Raw genomic sequence first — 14106 nt, 5'->3', positions numbered from 1 at the left:
GGGCGCCGCGTCTGCTGGACGCCCGGGTTAGGCAGCGTCGAGAGCGCTTGCTGCACTACGCATATTCCGATGGTGATGCCGTCACATATTGTGCCGTAGGGAGCGGCAACGCCCGTAAGACCTGGTAAACCCACTTTGGCCGAGGGCGACACATGGCGCGCCGTCGCAGTACATCCAATCGCGCGTTCCATCTGCTATTGACACACGGGTATACGCCGTGCTTGAATACTGCCCAAGATATGGGAGTACCATGATTGGAGATTGCCATGGATATCGCCACCATCCTCGCGGAGGCACTGAAGGCCGTAGAGACTGCAAAGGTGCCAAAGGAGCTTCAGCAGGTAGCCTTCGAGAAGGCGGTGGAGATTCTGTCAGGCCAATCTGCTCCGGCGGCAGCTCCCGCCCATGGCACCGCATCAGGGGCGCCGGCGGGTATGGTCGCTCCGGCCGTGGAGGGCGGAACGGACTCGATCGGACGCATCGCCACGAAGCTGGGCATCGATAGGGAGAGTGCCGAGCGCGTCTTCCACATTGAGGACGATGATCTGAAGCTGGTACTGCCCTCGTCGAAGCTGGCGAGTCCGAAGAAGACTGCTACCGAGGAAATTGCCCTTCTCGTGGTCGCTGGTCGCCAGGCGAGCGGTCTTGATCAAGAAACGACAGATGCCGACAAGATTCGAACGGTGGCGGAACACTACCGCAAGTACGACCCACCGAACTTCTCCCGGACCATCAAGGACATGCGCGATCTGTTCATCGTCCGAGAAAACGGACGCAAGAAGATGATCAAGATGACTCAGCCTGGCTGGGAAGCTGCGCAGCAGCTTGTGTCGAGAATCGTAGGTGGCGAGTGAATTGCCAGGCATCGGCCTGTACATCCAGCTCCTAGCGAGGCAATCGCACAAGGTTCTGGCTGCAGCGTATGTGGCGTCTGAGCGCCATGAGGCACACCTGTTCACGTCTGCGGATGTCCAGCAGGTGTTTGAGACGCTGCGCGTCCCAGCGCCTTCGAGCGTGGGAGCGCACCTATCGAATCTATGCAAGAGCGGTCTCGTCGTCAGGGATGGACCGACAGGCCGGTGGAGCCTAACGCCCTTGGGGAAGCAGCAGGCGATGAGCGTTCTCGGCGACCATTCGAGAGCCGCCGTACAGGCTGTTGAGGTCGAGCGGGCCGCAGACGGCGCAATCCTGGCGACCGCCATGCACCCTGTCATCCCCCCTGGCTTTGCCCCGCCTCGGTGGCGCGAGGGCATTGGTCGTCTGCTCGAACGGTTCCCGTTCGAGACGAACGTGTTCTGCATGACGCGCTTTGCGGACGAGAACGGCAAGCTACCTGACCCTGTCGCGGAAGCCGTGCGGACCATCAGGGAAGTCTGTAGTGATCACGGCCTGACTCTGCATCTGGCATCAGATCGCATCGTTGATGAGGAGTTGTTCGGAAACGTGGGGGCGTATATGTGGGCATGCCGCTACGGCATCGGCCTACTTGAAGACCGCGTGGGTCGAGGGCTGAACTACAACGTGACGACCGAGCTTGGTGCGATGCTGGTCACCGGACGTCGCTGCGCAATCCTGAAAGACATCACCATCTCAGCAGTACCGACGGACATCTCGGGACACGTCTACAAGTCCGTGGATCTCGCTGACTTGAGTCAAGTGCAGACAGAGACCGCGCGGTGGATTAGCGAGGATCTGGGGCTGTAAGTGGACCGCGGGTCACCCAACAAGACGGCTGCCTAACAGCGCATCAGCAGCGCGCCCATCTTCTTCTATCAGTCTATCGCTTGCCGCGTCTGCTGGATGCGCTGGTTAGGTGGTGCCATGCGGCGACTACTTCAGTTTGGGAACGAAGGACACGCCACTGCCGCGCTCGAGAATTGCGGAGACCGCATGGAGCTTCTGCTCGAGATGCTTCGGGACGCTTCCGGGATTACCGTCGAACAGCGACGCCTGAGCTGATGCAGCCTTGTGTCCGGCATAGACCCACATGCTCAGGTATGCGATGACGTCCGCCAACAAGACTCCCGGCGTAGCGCATGACGATTGAACGATGTTCACATCCTCCAGCAGCGTGTAGCCGCGGGCCTCAACCGCCTTCTTGATCGTTGCGGATAGGTCAGTAGCTGGAACCGACTGCTTCTCATCTGCATAGACAACCACCAGGTTCTTGTCGCGCTGCTTGCCCGGTGCCTTGGCCAACGCTGTCCGAATCGCCTTGTCCACCAACTCGAGGTGGTTGGCCGCAGTGGGCCCACTGATTGTCCATGCGAATGCACACGAGCAACTACTTGAGAGGCTGCGGGAGATGGACTCCGTTCGCTTCGAGAGAGTCGTACTCGATGTCCTCGTCGCCATGGGATACGGGGGCTCTGTCGCAGACAGCGCAAGTATGACAGCAAGGTCTGGTGACGGCGGGATCGATGGCTTCATCAAGGAGGATAAGCTTGGCCTCGACGTAGTGGTTGTCCAAGCCAAGCGGTGGGCGAACACAGTTGGCGAGAAGGAGGTCCGGGAGTTCGCCGGATCGCTTGAGAGTCATCGAGCGCGCAAGGGAGTCTTCATCACCACGGCTCAATTCAGCGGCCCGGCAAGAGACTACGTCAAGATGATTGAGAAGCGCATCGTGTTAATCGACGGCGACAAGCTCGCGGAACTCATGATGGACCATGATGTCGGTACGAGTGTGACAAGAACGATACGTCTTCAGCGCATCGACACTGACTATTTCGAACAGGATGTTGATCTGTAGGGTCTAACCCGGGGATCGAGCGGACTCACTTCGTTCGCCGCTCATCCCCAAACACGTACGTTGATATGAGATTGCCGGTCAACCCGCGATCGATCACGGTCCTCTTTTCTGGTGTGTAGGTGACAGCGGACGGGCACATGGCAACGGCGCTCGACCATGCCGATATCTAAGGGATTTCGACTCCACATCTCGGTCGGCCCGGAGCCTGCCTCAAACTAGGCGCTCGCTTGCTGATGTCGAATAACGTCATCGAGGATCTCTCCGGAGTGTGGCGCCCGCCCGCATGCATGACGTCTACTATCGGGCCGGACCGAGGTTGCCGGTCATGAGACCCCAGACGAAGCTCGAGAGCTCACGTGCGGTGGCCACGACCGCGGTGTGTGCACCCTTTCTCGCGGCGATGCGGCGGTAGCTGCCGTTCAGCCGCATCTGTGCTGCCCACGAGTAGGCGGCGACCTCAGGCGGCATCCCCTCGAGACGCTCACGGAGCTTGCTGCGCACGGCAAGGGCGTGCCGGTAGGCCCAGGCGGATTCCACGAGCGCGCGGCGGATGTGCCGGTTTCCCGTCGTGGTGATCGAGCCTTGGTGCCTGCTCGCCCCGCTCGAGTGCTCGGACGGCAGGAGCCCGGTGAATGCCATGCGGTTGCCTGCCGTTGCAAAGCGCGTGAAGTCGCACGTCTCGGCAAGAATCGTCATGGCCGTAAGCGTGCCGACACCGCGAAACGTCTAGAGGCGGGCGACGTCGGCCGCGAAGGCCTCGGTCATCGCGATCTCTTCGACCCGCTTGCCCATCTCGGCGAGTTGCGCATCGCGGATGAAGTTGGCGGAAAGCGGGTTGGCGAACGCCTCTTGTGCGTGCGGCTTGTCGAAGGTCACAGAGCGCGCCCATACCTCGAAGCGGTGAGACCAGGCGTCGCGCGGGCCGGGGTAGCGCTTGCCGTAGCGCATGAGGAAGCTCCGGATCCGCTGACGGGCGATCCGCCGGTCGCACTTGACCTCCTCGCGCACGCGGATGAGGTCGCGCACAGCCTCCTCGGCAGCCCCTGGCACCCGCACACTCGTGAGCTCGCCCGCGCGATGGAGCCGCGCGAGGTCGCGCGCGTCGATGCGGTCGGTCTTCACGCGGACGCCGCTCCTTCTCGGGATCATCGAGGGTGCGATCACGGTCGTGCCGGATCGCAAGACGGCGACCGAGATCGTGTCCTTGTGGACGTCGAGCCCGATGTGAGTACACTCGTTCATGGCCGGTCCCTCCGTATGTCGGCGCCGCGGGGTCATTCCCGCCGTGATCCACGTTATATGCGGATTCGGGCCGCTCATCTCATAGTGACTAGGCGGATGGTCGAACACGTGTCGGAGATCGCCGGGTTGTCCGGAGGATCGGTGTCTTGGGAGGCGCTCAGGTGGGACGCATGGACTGGTACGACAGCCTCGCCAAGCCGGCGTGGACGCCTCCGCCCAGCTTCATCGGCACCGTGTGGACCGTGCTCTACCCGGTCATCATCGTGGTCTTCGGCTACATGATCTACCGCGTCGCGCGCGGGACGGCACCGATGTCCTTGCTCGTGCCCATCGCGGTCAACGTCGTCTCCAACCTCGCGTTCACGCCCATCCAGTTCGGTCTGCGCAACCTGCCGCTCGCCTCGATCGATATCCTCATCGTCCTCGCGATGATCGTCTGGTGCATGGTGGCCTTCTGGCCGTACTCCCGGCTGGCGTCTCTCGCCCTCACGCCCTATCTCGTCTGGGTCGCAACGGCCAGCGTGTTGCAACTCTCGATCACCTGGATGAACCGATAGCGCGACGTGTGGATCAGAAGTCGCGCGACCGTGCCGTTGATGCACCCAAGCGCCAGGTACGGATTCGAGGTCAGGGCATGGGCAGCAGTTCGGTACTTTCAGTCACGCGGAGCACGGCGTCGAGCTGGACGCGCCTCCCAAGTAGGCGCGGCGGAGCACCGACGTGCGGCGTCTCCCTTTTCACCCTGGTGATATTGACAACATAGTTTCACCCGGGTAATAATCAGCGACATCGTAACCAGATGCCGAGGAGCACACATGACCGAGCAAGCGCTTACCCTGTTCGCCGACGCCGAGGCGGTCGCCTCGGGCGGCCGAGCTGAGATCGCCGCCGCTATCGCCGAGCTGCTGGAGCGTGACGATCCACGAACCCTGCTCGTGTTCGACGACGTCACCGGCGAGCAGGTCGATATCGATCGGCGCGAAGCGTCGTCCGCCGGCGCGCCGGCGGAGGCCCCGGAACGCAAGGGTCCGGGGAGACCGCGGCTCGGCGTCGTCTCGCGCGAGGTCACGCTGCTGCCCCGTCACTGGGAGTGGCTGAACGCGCAACCATCGGGCGCGTCGGCCGCGCTTCGGCGGCTCGTCGATCAGGCGCGTCGACAGAACGAGCGGGGAGACCGCGTGAGGCGCTCGCGGGAGGCCGCGTTCCGCTTCATGACAGCGATGGCCGGCAACCTGGTCGGCTTCGAGGAGGCGTGCCGCTCGTTGTTCGCGGGTGACGAGCGGGGCTTCGAGTCCCATCTGGCCGCGTGGCCCGAAGACGTCGCTCGGTTCTCGGCCAAGCTCGCCGCCGACGCTTTCGATGCCGAAGACGCCGGCTAGCTCATCGTGTCAGACGTATCGGCTACCCTTCTACCGTAGCCCCGTGTCCGGGGGAAGGAGGAGGTGGTGTCGCCGGAAGACAACGACCTGCGGAGGGGGAGCACTGACGGCACGACCGAGGCGAAGCCCGACGCTATGTCGTGCGGCTCATGCCGCTACTGGTGGAACGGCAGCTGCCGGCGGCGCGCCCCCATCGGAATCCCGCAGCTGGCGCTCGTGATCACTCCGGCCTCGCGCGTGCTCTGGCCGGCGACGGAGGAGCAGGACTTCTGCTTCGAATGGCAGCGTGACGAGGGCTCTTAGCGCGCTGCGACGGCAGCAGGTCCTTCATCTGCTTATAGATGAGCGCAGCGGCGCGCTTGGGTGACAGGCGCGAGAAGCGGTCCATGAACTTCGCGTCCGACCCGATCCGCACGCGGTAGACGTTCTGCTCCATGCCGGGGTGCCGGCCCCGGATGGTTGTCGGACATGGTATACGATTCCGTGGGACCGCGGCAGGAACCGCACGGGGAGGGAGCGCATGTCCGCATCGCGGAGGCGAGCGACCGATCGCGACACGACCGCGCGCTCCCAGCACGGACGTGCCGGGGCTCTGATCGTCCGCGCCGTGGGTGCGCTCCTGGCGGTGGCGCTCCTCGGCCTGCACGGCTGCGCCGACGCCCGCGCGCCGCGCTGGCGGTCACGCGACGCCTTCACCGCGCACCTCGACGAGGCGGTACCGCGCCTCATGGAGCGCTACGACGTCCCGGGTGCGAGCATCGCGCTCGTGGGGAGGGCGAGGTCGTGTGGTCGGCCGCATACGGCCTGGCCGACGTCGAGGAAGCGCGTCCGATGACGGTCGATTCGGTCTGCCGCGCGCAGTCCATCTCCAAGTCGCTGACGGCGTGGGGCGTCATGCGCCTGGCCGAGCACGGCCTCGTCGATCTGGACCGTCCGGTGCAGGACTATCTCGGTGGCTTCCAGCTGCCGGACACGCCGTACGCCGAGCGGGAGGTGACCGTGAGGCGGCTGCTCAGCCAGACCGCGGGCATGCCGCTCGGCGACGTGCTGGCGCAGTACGAGCCTGGCGCCGAGATGCCCACGCTGCGCGAAGACCTCGCGGCGCAGGCGCGCCTGTTCCGGGAGCCCGGCGCGGGCTTCTTCTACTCGAACCCCGGCTTCGACCTGCTCGAGATCGTGATCGAGGAGGTTTCCGGCCGGTCGTACGCCGAGTACATGCGGGCCGAGGTGCTCGAGCCGCTCGGCATGCGCGAGTCGACCTTCGTGTGGGAGGAGCGCCTGCGCCCCGACTTCCCGACCGGTTACGACCTGCGCGGCGAGCCGGTGGCGCCCTACGTCTATCCGGCCAAGGCCTCCGGCGGGCTGCTCGCGCCGGTGGAGGACATCGCGCGCTTCGCCGCCGCCGAGATGACCGGCGAGCACGCCGCCGACCAGGACGTGCTGAGCCCGACCGCCATCAGCGCGATGCACGCCGCTGAGACCGACGTCACCGGGATCTTCGGCGCCGTCGCCGACAGCTACGGCCTCGGCCACTTCATCGAGCGCCTTCCCGACGGTCGGACGTCGGTCTGGCACGGCGGGCAGGGCAATGGCTGGATGACCCACTTCCAGGCGGTGCCGTCCTCGGGCGACGGCATCGTCATCCTCACCAACAGCCAGCGCAGCTGGCCGATGATGGGCCGCATCCTCGGAGACTGGGCCTCGTACGCCGGACTGGGCTCCGTGAAGTTCACGCGCATCGTCTGGGCTGAGAACCTCCTCCGGGCGCTTGCCGGCGTCATCGCGCTTGCCGGCGTCATCGCGCTTGCCTCGTTTCTGCAGCTCGGTCGGTTGGCGCGCGACGTGCGTCGCGGAATCCGTCGGATCGCGCCCTTCTCGGCCGCGGCACGCTACAGGCGCGCGCTCCTGTTCGCACTCGGCACGCTCGTCATCGACGCGCTCGCGTGGAGCGCCGCGCAGCCGCACCTGCTGCTTTCCTCGGTGCTGCCGTTCGTGGCAGACTGGGCTGCCGCAGCCGCCGGGCTCGGCGCGGCGACGCTGATCGCCACCGCGCTCCTTGCGCCGGTTGACGGCACCGCGACGACCGAGACCGACCGATAGGAGAACGCGCGCATGCAGAGCGCATACATCGTGCTGATCGTCGCCTACACGCTTATCGACCGCGCCGCCTTCGCGGTATCAGGCGCGCCCACCACGCGCGCGCGGCGCGAGTGGACGTTCTGGGCGGTCTGGGTGCCGTATCTCGCGTGCTTCGCGGGACCGATCGCGGAGCTGGCGCTCGGGACCGCCGAGCCGCGCACGCCCGGGATGGTGGCGGGCGCCCTGCTCGTCGCGGCGGCCGCCGGGCTGAGGTGGGTCGGCGTCACCACGCTCGGCAGGTCGTTCTCGGCATCCGTGGAGACGCACGACGGGCACCGGCTCGTGGACACGGGGATCTTCTCGGTCATCAGGCACCCGCTCTACCTGGGGCTGGCGCTCCTCTACATCGGGTTGCCGCTCTTCGCGGGGGCGCGATGGACGTGGATAGCGGTGGCGCTCGGCATGGCGGGCCTGGTGGCGCGCACGCTGGCCGAGGAACGCTGGCTGGCCGGCGAGCTGCCCGGGTATAGCGAGTACATGCGCAGGACGAAGCGCCTCGTGCCCGGGGTGCGGTGAGAAGGAGCGATGGCGGCCGACGCGATCGACGAGTACATCAGCGCGTATCCGCCCGAGATGCAGGCGGTGCTGAGGCGCATGCGGGCGATCATCCGCGAGGAAGTGCCACAGGCTGCCGAGACGATCAGCCACCGGCTGCCGACGTTCGACCTGGACGGCGTGGACCTCGTGCACTTCGGCGGGTTCGCCAAGCACGTGGGACAGGGTTGAAGCGGTCGCGGGACTAGACTTGCAGGCGGTCCTCTGACGGGAGCGCTGTGTACCAGGACGACTGGATTCTGCGACGCATCGAGATGCTCGGCGCAGCCCGACGCCGAAGAGGGTGCGGCCGAGCGGATCGAGGAGCATCTCCGCTGGCTGGAGGAGCCCGGCGCACACGCTGGCGCGTAATCTGCTATACTCCCTGCAGGCGAGCCAGAGGGGCTCGCAGGATTGCGACGTGACACACCGCATTCTGGCGGTCGGTCACGTCATTTTGTTGTGCCCCGCGTTAGGGCGGAAGGTAGGTTTGGAATGGCTGAAGGTAAAGTCAAGTGGTTCAACCCTGACAAGGGCTACGGCTTCATCGAGCGCGAGGGTGGCGACGACCTGTTCGTCCACTTCTCCGAGATCCAGGGCGAGGGCTTCAAGACCCTCGACGAGGGTCAGGCCGTGTCTTTCACGGAGGCCACTGGCCAGAACGGCAAGCAGCAGGCCACGCAGGTGCGCCCGCTCTAAGCCGTGCCAGAGCGCATACGGACCGGCCGGCCCCCGGAGGGACCGGCCGGTCTCGCTTTGTGGCGGAGCAGGCGTGTCGTGACCGTGCTCTGCCGCCTACTGCGCGACGTACGCGCCATCCACCGGCAACGCAGCGCCGGTGATGAACGACGCCTCATCAGAACAGAGGTATACGACCGCATCGGCTATCTCGGAAGGCTTGCCGAGGCGACCGATCGGCTCCAACGCCTGCAGGCCCTTCAGCGCCTCGGGATCCTCGTTCGTCAAGCGATCGACCATCGGCGTGTGGATGACGCCCGGGCAGACCGCGTTGCACCGGATGTTCTGCGTGGCGTAATCGAGCGCGATCGACTTCGTGAGTCCCACGACGCCGTGCTTGGATGCTGTGTAGGCCGGGAGCGCCGGGAACGCGACCAGGCCGGCGATGGATGCCGTGTTGACGATAGCGCCTCCGCCTACCTTAAGCATCTCCGGGATCTCATACTTCGCGCACCACCAGATGCCTTTGAGATTGATGCCGAGCGTACGGTCCCAATTCTCCTCGGTGCACTCCACGATCGGCGCCGGCGTGCCCTCGATGCCGGCGTTGTTGTGCGCGCAGTCCAGACGTCCGTAGGCCTCGATGGTCCGCGCGACGAGCCTCTTGACGTCGTCTTCCTTCGACACGTCGCACTCGACGAAGATAGCGTCGCCGCCGCCGTCCCTGATCATGGCGACGGTCTCTTCGCCGCCCTCGACCATCACGTCCGAGACGACCACCTTGGCCCCTGCTCGAGCGAAGGCGAGGGCGCTCTCCCGACCGATGCCGGAAGCAGCCCCGGTCACGAGCGCCACCTTTCCAGTGAGGTCTGCCATGCCTTTCCCACCTCCACGCGCCCTCCATCGTATGTCCGAGCGTCGCGGGCGCTTGACGACGCTCCATGTTGTGGTTCTACCCCGCCCACGGTGGAGAGGAACGCTTCGGGCGCAAGTGATTCGAAGTACTTGCACCGGGGCAGGTCAGCGGCTCGCCGTCCTGCGCACGTTCGCCGCGCCCTGCTAGAATGGCAGTCACGCGCGAACGCCGAACGGGCGATTAACTCAGCGGGAGAGTGCCTCCCTTACAAGAAGGAAGTCACAGGTTCAAATCCTGTATCGCCCACCATGGATGACAGGACGCCCCTTTAGTGTCTCTTCGGAGATACTCGAAGGGGCGTTTTAGCTGGTAGGAGGCTATGGAGCCCCCGGCACGTCCCGTCAAGTGGTGTATGAGGCCCTCTGCTCCGACCTCGAGCTTGTCGCTCAGCCAGCCATGAGCGCGGGCACCACCTCCTGATCGAGTCCTTCCTCCACCACGAGCATCGGCTGCATGGTCTTCTCCAGCGGCTCGATCGACATGCAACGGCGGCTCGCCTGCCACTCGTCGTGCTGCCCTGAGAGCACCGGGCCCACCAGACGGATGATGCTCTCGCGGTTCGGGAAGATGCTTGAAGGCGGCGATCTCTTCGTCGAGCGCACGAGCCAGGCGAGAGACCTGCGACTTCGAGATGTCCTCGATGCCGAGCGTCTTCGCCAGCCCGTCCACGCGTCTGGCCGAGACCCCGCGCACGCAGCGCTCGGCGATCACGGCCACGAGCGCCCGCTCGGCACGCGTTCGTCGCTACGCTCGCCGTGGCTGGCGCCGCAGAGCGCATCGGCCTCGGCACCCATCGGTTCTTCGGCGAACACGCGCAGCATCTCGCGCATCAGGTCGGGATCGGCGTCCTTAAGCGTCTTGCGCAGCCATGCCAGCCGGTCCATCGTGTCCTTGGCCGCTGCCTCCTCCTCGTCTTCGGGCTTCAATCACCCTCGAGGATGGAGCAGCGGCCGCCTCGTGCCAGGCGGCCGGGCCTTCGTGCACCACTACCGGGGACGTTAACCGCGAGAGCATCTCCAGTCTGCGCAAGCAGCTACGATGCCCCCGCTCTTCAAGCAGCCGGGATGTCACAAGCAGTCCAACGGGCTTCGCGCCTCATACCCCCGCGAGCCAGTACGTGCGTCTAGATCATCGTGGCGCTCACGTCTTTGTGACCGAGCAGCTCTTGGATCGTCCGGATGTCGTGACCCGACTTCAGCAGGCGCGCCGCTGTCCCCAGCCCACCGGCGTCTTACCGCGCCTTGAGCGCCTCGCCGATGCTGCGGCCCCACGCTTCGGCGGCCTCCAGGTCGGCCGCGGTCGGACGGAACTTCACCCCGAGGTCCTCGCCATAAATCTCGAAACCCGCCTTCTCAAGCCGCTCGCGCATCTGCTTGATCGCGCCGCCGCCCCAACCGTACGAGCCGAAGGTCGCGGCGAGGCGTCCTGCCGGGTGCAGCCCTTCGAGGTAGGTCAGAAGGCCGCTCACGCGGTAGAGCATGCCGTGGTGCAAGGTCGGCGAGCCGAGCACGAGCGCTTTGGCCTCCAGCAGCTCATACGCCAGGTGCGCGATAGGCGTCGCGGCGACGTCGTAGAGCGCCGCCTCCACGCCGGCCTGCGCGAGGCCGTCCACCGCACGCGCCGCGAGCGCGGCCGTCGAGCCCCACATCGTGCCGTACACCACCACGGCCTTGTCACGCTTCTCGCCCGCCGTCCACCGCCGGTAGCGCTCGATCGCTGCCGCGATGTCGGCGCCACGCCACGCCACGCCGTGCGAGGGCGCGATGACGTCGATCTCCCAGCCCGTCGCCAGCACCTTGTCGACCGCCTTTGCAACCTGCGTACCGAGCGGCAGCAGGATGTTGGCGTAGTAGATGCCGAGCTGCTCGAGCGCCTCATCGAGTCCCAGCTCGTCGGCGAACCGCTCCTCGCAAGCGAAGTGCTGCCCGAATGCGTCGTTCGGCATGAGCGTCTTGGACTCGGCGCAGTAGGTGAACATCGAGTCCGGCCAGTGCACCATCGGCATCGGAAGGAAGCGCAGCGTGCGGCCACCGAGGTCGATCACGTCTTCGGCAGTCACGGCGTCGACCGCAAGCCCATCGTGGTACTCGGCAACGCCCTTCACGCCGGACGGCGACGCGACCACACGCGCGTTCGGCATGGCCGCCATCACGTCGCGGAGGCCGCTGTTGTGGTCCGGCTCGACGTGGTTGACGACGATGAGGTCCACGTCGGCCGGGTCCACGACGCTCGAGACGCGCGCCAGAAGCTCCGGCACGAACGGCGCTTTCACGGTGTCGATGAGCGCGATCTTCTCGGCGCCGCGCACGAGGTACGCATTGTAGGTGCTGCCGAACGGTGTCTCGTAGCCGTGGAAGTCGCGCAGGTTCCAGTCGATGGCGCCGACCCAGTCGATGCCTTCAGCGATCGGGTACGCACGCATGCCGTCCTCCTTGCACGAACGCGAGCCGGGGCGGCTCACCGGCCGCCGTCCCAAGGTTCGTACCCGAAGAAGCGCCCTACGCCGCGCGCTTCACGAAGAAGTCCGCCATCGACAGCAGGAGCGTGCGCGCTCGCGACGGCGGAAGCGCGGCTTTGAGCCCCGCCTTCGCGTGCTCCACGAGGTCGCGCGCGTAGCGCTTCGCGTACTCGATCGAGCCCGCGCGCTCCATGATCGCGACCGCCTCCGCGAGCTCGTCAGGGTCAGTCGTGTGCGCGGAGAGCAGCTCCACGAGCCGCTCGCGCTCCGGCGAGTTCGCAAGCGCGTGGATCGCGACGAGCGTCCGCTTGCCTTCCGTGATGTCGCTCCGGAAGTCCTTCTTGGTGGCTTCCTTGGTGCCCACCAGGTTCAGCACGTCGTCTTGTATCTGGAACGCGAGCCCTGCGGCCATGCCGAACGCGCGAAGTGCTTCGATCTGCTCCTCGGTACCACCCCCGATGATCGCGCCGACGGCCAGCGGCACCCCGCCGGAGTAGAAGGCGGTCTTGTGGTTGGCCATCACGAGGTAGTCCTCGATGGTGAGGTCGAACCGCCCGTCCCGCGCCCAGCCGATGTCGAGCGCCTGGCCCTCGATGGTCCGCGTCGTCATCGACACGAGCTCGCCGAGCACCCGAAGCTTCGTGGCGTCGTCAAGCCCCTCGTCGTCCACGACCGTCCCGCAGACGAGCGAAAGCGCGAGGTCGCCCGCGTTGATGGCGAGGCCCTCGCCCTCCGTGACGTGCATGCACGGCACATCGCGCCGCGTGAGCGAGGAGTCCTCGATGTCGTCGTGGATGAGCGCTGCGGTGTGGAAGTGCTCGATGGCGGCCGCCGCCGGCCACGCGCGCTGAGGGTCGCCCCCCACCGCCTCGCACGCGAGCAGGCAGATGAGCGGCCGGTGCCGCTTGCCGGCGTTGTCGGAGAACCTCCGGAGCGGCTCGTACAGGTAGCGGGTCATGTCCGGATGCGAGCCGTCCTCGAAGAAGGTGAGCAGGTACTCGTCGAACTTCTTCGCGGTGCGGTCCAAGTAGCGCTCGAATCCGGTCATGTGGCTCCTCGGCGGCGTCGCCAGGCGGGGTTCAGTCCCACGTATAGTATTCGCCGCGAGCCCGGTCCACAACCTGCCTGCCCGCCGGACTAGCTTCGCACGGCAAGCCACGCCCATGCGGTTCCGGCGCCGTAGATCAGCAGGAAGGCGACGTGCTTGACGACGAGCGCCGTGCGCTTCGCCGCGACCTCCTCAGGAGCGGCCTGCTGGCGCCAGTACGCGAGCCGGATCCCGCCGGTGACGGCGATGACGGCGAGCGCGCCTGTGAGCAGCCAGAACACCGCACGCATCGCGTCGGCAAGCGCGACGGCAGCCTCATGAGGCGCCGCTGCTGCACGCGGGTCGAGCACGGCGATGACGAGGACGCACGCGGCCCAGGTGCCGGTCGCCATGTCGTGCAAGAAGTTGTTGACGATGCGCCCGTACGGGCCTCGCGCGCCCATGCCGCCTCACGACCAGCGCTCGTAGCGGACCTTCTCGGGGTCGAAGCGGTCCACCGGCGGTTTCGTCTCGGCGGGATGCCCGATCGCGATGACCGCAAGCGGCTCGACGCCTTCCGGCAGCCCAAGGACGGCCTTGAGCGGCTCGACGCGCTCCAGCTTCGGCCAGAAGCCGAGCCACACCGCCCCAAGCCCGAGTGCGTGCGCAGCGAGCAAGACGTTCTGGACGGCGGCCGAGCAGTCCTGCTGCCACATCTGCGGGTGTTTCAGATCGCGCGTGTCCGCGCACACGACGATGCCGAGCGGCGCCTCGCGCAGCATCGCGCCGTACGGCGTCGTCTCCGCCGCAGCGTCCAGGCGCTCGCGCTCGGTGAGCACCACGAAGCGCCACGGCTGCTGGTTGCCTGCCGACGGCGCGGCCATGGCGGCCTTGAGCAGCGTCTCGACATGTTCGGGCGAGACCGGCTCGTCCGTGTACTTCCGGATGCTCCTCCGCGTCATGATGGCCTCGATGGCGTCCATG

At 66.2% G+C, this 14106-nt stretch carries 18 protein-coding genes, 1 tRNA gene and 4 pseudogenes; 12 read left to right on the top strand and 11 right to left on the bottom strand.

The genetic code is table 11. The features are described 5' to 3' along the window. The first annotated feature begins 266 nt into the window (after positions 1-266). Together MX659_RS02300 and MX659_RS02295 are read left to right on the top strand one after the other, a co-directional pair. Positions 267-854 carry a hypothetical protein gene (locus MX659_RS02300; RefSeq protein ID WP_267191862.1) on the top strand — a complete coding sequence of 196 codons (588 nt, stop codon included), beginning with the start codon at positions 267-269 and terminating at the stop codon, positions 852-854. Beyond that, positions 844-1704 (top strand): hypothetical protein, encoded by an 861-nt coding sequence (locus MX659_RS02295; RefSeq protein ID WP_267191861.1) that lies wholly within the window; start codon positions 844-846, stop codon positions 1702-1704. Before MX659_RS02300 ends, MX659_RS02295 begins: the two co-directional genes overlap by 11 nt. A 126-nt stretch (positions 1705-1830) precedes the next feature. On the opposite strand, the gene MX659_RS02290 is transcribed toward MX659_RS02295, so the two are convergent. Beyond that, positions 1831-2199 (bottom strand): hypothetical protein, encoded by a 369-nt coding sequence (locus MX659_RS02290; protein ID WP_267191860.1) that lies wholly within the window; start codon positions 2197-2199, stop codon positions 1831-1833. Positions 2200-2245: 46 nt separating this feature from the next. Between MX659_RS02290 and MX659_RS02285 the strand changes: the two genes are divergently transcribed. Continuing rightward, positions 2246-2749 carry a restriction endonuclease gene (locus MX659_RS02285; RefSeq protein WP_267191859.1) on the top strand — a complete coding sequence of 168 codons (504 nt, stop codon included), beginning with the start codon at positions 2246-2248 and terminating at the stop codon, positions 2747-2749. A 297-nt stretch (positions 2750-3046) separates the two neighbouring features. Here the strand turns inward: MX659_RS02285 and MX659_RS02280 are convergent. Together MX659_RS02280 and MX659_RS02275 are read right to left on the bottom strand one after the other, a co-directional pair. After that, positions 3047-3460, bottom strand: a pseudogene (locus MX659_RS02280) (transposase); the annotation flags it as partial. A 15-nt stretch (positions 3461-3475) separates the two neighbouring features. Then, on the bottom strand, positions 3476-3991 hold the full coding sequence (locus MX659_RS02275) for an IS110 family transposase (protein ID WP_267191858.1): 516 nt from the start codon (positions 3989-3991) through the stop codon (positions 3476-3478). Between the two features lie 146 nt (positions 3992-4137). On the opposite strand from MX659_RS02275, the gene MX659_RS02270 reads away from it, so the two are divergent. From MX659_RS02270 to MX659_RS02235, 8 genes are all read left to right on the top strand, one after another. Beyond that, positions 4138-4548 carry a TspO/MBR family protein gene (locus tag MX659_RS02270; RefSeq protein ID WP_267191857.1) on the top strand — a complete coding sequence of 137 codons (411 nt, stop codon included), beginning with the start codon at positions 4138-4140 and terminating at the stop codon, positions 4546-4548. 258 nt (positions 4549-4806) lie between these two features. Next, positions 4807-5370, top strand: a complete 564-nt coding sequence (locus tag MX659_RS02265; RefSeq protein WP_267191856.1) for a DUF2239 family protein — start codon at positions 4807-4809, stop codon at positions 5368-5370. 66 nt (positions 5371-5436) lie between these two features. Then, on the top strand, positions 5437-5673 hold the full coding sequence (locus tag MX659_RS02260) for a hypothetical protein (protein ID WP_267191855.1): 237 nt from the start codon (positions 5437-5439) through the stop codon (positions 5671-5673). Between the two features lie 217 nt (positions 5674-5890). Then, on the top strand, positions 5891-6205 hold the full coding sequence (locus MX659_RS02255; RefSeq protein ID WP_267191854.1) for a hypothetical protein: 315 nt from the start codon (positions 5891-5893) through the stop codon (positions 6203-6205). Then, positions 6154-7470: a serine hydrolase domain-containing protein gene (locus MX659_RS02250; RefSeq protein WP_267191853.1), complete on the top strand. Its 1317-nt coding sequence runs from the start codon at positions 6154-6156 to the stop codon at positions 7468-7470. Before MX659_RS02255 ends, MX659_RS02250 begins: the two co-directional genes overlap by 52 nt. A 12-nt stretch (positions 7471-7482) precedes the next feature. Next, positions 7483-8025 carry a methyltransferase family protein gene (locus MX659_RS02245; protein WP_267191852.1) on the top strand — a complete coding sequence of 181 codons (543 nt, stop codon included), beginning with the start codon at positions 7483-7485 and terminating at the stop codon, positions 8023-8025. Positions 8026-8034: 9 nt separating this feature from the next. Beyond that, positions 8035-8235 (top strand): iron chaperone, encoded by a 201-nt coding sequence (locus tag MX659_RS02240; RefSeq protein ID WP_267191851.1) that lies wholly within the window; start codon positions 8035-8037, stop codon positions 8233-8235. A gap of 303 nt (positions 8236-8538) precedes the next feature. Next, positions 8539-8742 (top strand): cold-shock protein, encoded by a 204-nt coding sequence (locus MX659_RS02235; protein ID WP_267191850.1) that lies wholly within the window; start codon positions 8539-8541, stop codon positions 8740-8742. A 96-nt stretch (positions 8743-8838) separates the two neighbouring features. Here MX659_RS02235 and MX659_RS02230 read toward each other — a convergent pair whose 3' ends face one another. Next, on the bottom strand, positions 8839-9597 hold the full coding sequence (locus MX659_RS02230) for an SDR family oxidoreductase (protein WP_267191849.1): 759 nt from the start codon (positions 9595-9597) through the stop codon (positions 8839-8841). 214 nt (positions 9598-9811) lie between these two features. Here MX659_RS02230 and MX659_RS02225 point away from each other — a divergent pair. Continuing rightward, a tRNA-Val gene (locus tag MX659_RS02225) sits at positions 9812-9886 on the top strand. A gap of 211 nt (positions 9887-10097) precedes the next feature. Here MX659_RS02225 and MX659_RS09230 read toward each other — a convergent pair. The 7 genes and pseudogenes from MX659_RS09230 to MX659_RS02185 form a co-directional block, all read right to left on the bottom strand. Beyond that, a pseudogene (locus tag MX659_RS09230) lies at positions 10098-10209 on the bottom strand (transposase); the annotation flags it as partial. Next, positions 10199-10521 (bottom strand): annotated as a pseudogene (locus tag MX659_RS09140) (transposase); the annotation flags it as partial. The pseudogenes MX659_RS09230 and MX659_RS09140, both read right to left, overlap by 11 nt. Positions 10522-10760: 239 nt before the next feature. Continuing rightward, positions 10761-10847: pseudogene (locus MX659_RS02205) on the bottom strand (tyrosine-type recombinase/integrase); the annotation flags it as partial. 21 nt (positions 10848-10868) lie between these two features. After that, positions 10869-12059 (bottom strand): FprA family A-type flavoprotein, encoded by a 1191-nt coding sequence (locus tag MX659_RS02200; protein WP_267191846.1) that lies wholly within the window; start codon positions 12057-12059, stop codon positions 10869-10871. A 76-nt stretch (positions 12060-12135) separates the two neighbouring features. Further along, a complete protein-coding gene (locus MX659_RS02195) occupies positions 12136-13143 on the bottom strand; it encodes a polyprenyl synthetase family protein (RefSeq protein ID WP_267191845.1) in 1008 nt (335 codons plus the stop codon). 89 nt (positions 13144-13232) lie between these two features. Beyond that, positions 13233-13586 carry a hypothetical protein gene (locus MX659_RS02190; RefSeq protein ID WP_267191844.1) on the bottom strand — a complete coding sequence of 118 codons (354 nt, stop codon included), beginning with the start codon at positions 13584-13586 and terminating at the stop codon, positions 13233-13235. 6 nt (positions 13587-13592) lie between these two features. Beyond that, positions 13593-14105, bottom strand: a complete 513-nt coding sequence (locus tag MX659_RS02185) for a nitroreductase family protein (protein ID WP_267191843.1) — start codon at positions 14103-14105, stop codon at positions 13593-13595. Position 14106 lies beyond the last annotated feature (1 nt).

The sequence above is a fragment of the Parvivirga hydrogeniphila genome (assembly GCF_023371205.1).
GTDB classification, from domain to species: domain Bacteria; phylum Actinomycetota; class Coriobacteriia; order Anaerosomatales; family Anaerosomataceae; genus Parvivirga; species Parvivirga hydrogeniphila.
The sequence above is the reverse complement of the archived record's forward strand: the minus strand, read 5'-3'. Positions and strand labels throughout refer to the sequence as shown.

What these genes read in the sequence shown, in the direction of transcription:
- MX659_RS02300 (WP_267191862.1), top strand. Translation starts at nt 267, where the DNA reads ATGGATATCGCCACCATCCTCGCGGAGGCACTGAAGGCCGTAGAGACT.
- MX659_RS02275 (WP_267191858.1), bottom strand. Translation starts at nt 3,991, where the DNA reads ATGAACGAGTGTACTCACATCGGGCTCGACGTCCACAAGGACACGATC.
- MX659_RS02265 (WP_267191856.1), top strand. Translation starts at nt 4,807, where the DNA reads ATGACCGAGCAAGCGCTTACCCTGTTCGCCGACGCCGAGGCGGTCGCC.
- MX659_RS02255 (WP_267191854.1), top strand. Translation starts at nt 5,891, where the DNA reads ATGTCCGCATCGCGGAGGCGAGCGACCGATCGCGACACGACCGCGCGC.
- MX659_RS02245 (WP_267191852.1), top strand. Translation starts at nt 7,483, where the DNA reads ATGCAGAGCGCATACATCGTGCTGATCGTCGCCTACACGCTTATCGAC.
- MX659_RS02240 (WP_267191851.1), top strand. Translation starts at nt 8,035, where the DNA reads ATGGCGGCCGACGCGATCGACGAGTACATCAGCGCGTATCCGCCCGAG.
- MX659_RS02235 (WP_267191850.1), top strand. Translation starts at nt 8,539, where the DNA reads ATGGCTGAAGGTAAAGTCAAGTGGTTCAACCCTGACAAGGGCTACGGC.
- MX659_RS02230 (WP_267191849.1), bottom strand. Translation starts at nt 9,597, where the DNA reads ATGGCAGACCTCACTGGAAAGGTGGCGCTCGTGACCGGGGCTGCTTCC.
- MX659_RS02200 (WP_267191846.1), bottom strand. Translation starts at nt 12,059, where the DNA reads ATGCGTGCGTACCCGATCGCTGAAGGCATCGACTGGGTCGGCGCCATC.
- MX659_RS02195 (WP_267191845.1), bottom strand. Translation starts at nt 13,143, where the DNA reads ATGACCGGATTCGAGCGCTACTTGGACCGCACCGCGAAGAAGTTCGAC.
- MX659_RS02190 (WP_267191844.1), bottom strand. Translation starts at nt 13,586, where the DNA reads ATGGGCGCGCGAGGCCCGTACGGGCGCATCGTCAACAACTTCTTGCAC.
- MX659_RS02185 (WP_267191843.1), bottom strand. Translation starts at nt 14,105, where the DNA reads ATGGACGCCATCGAGGCCATCATGACGCGGAGGAGCATCCGGAAGTAC.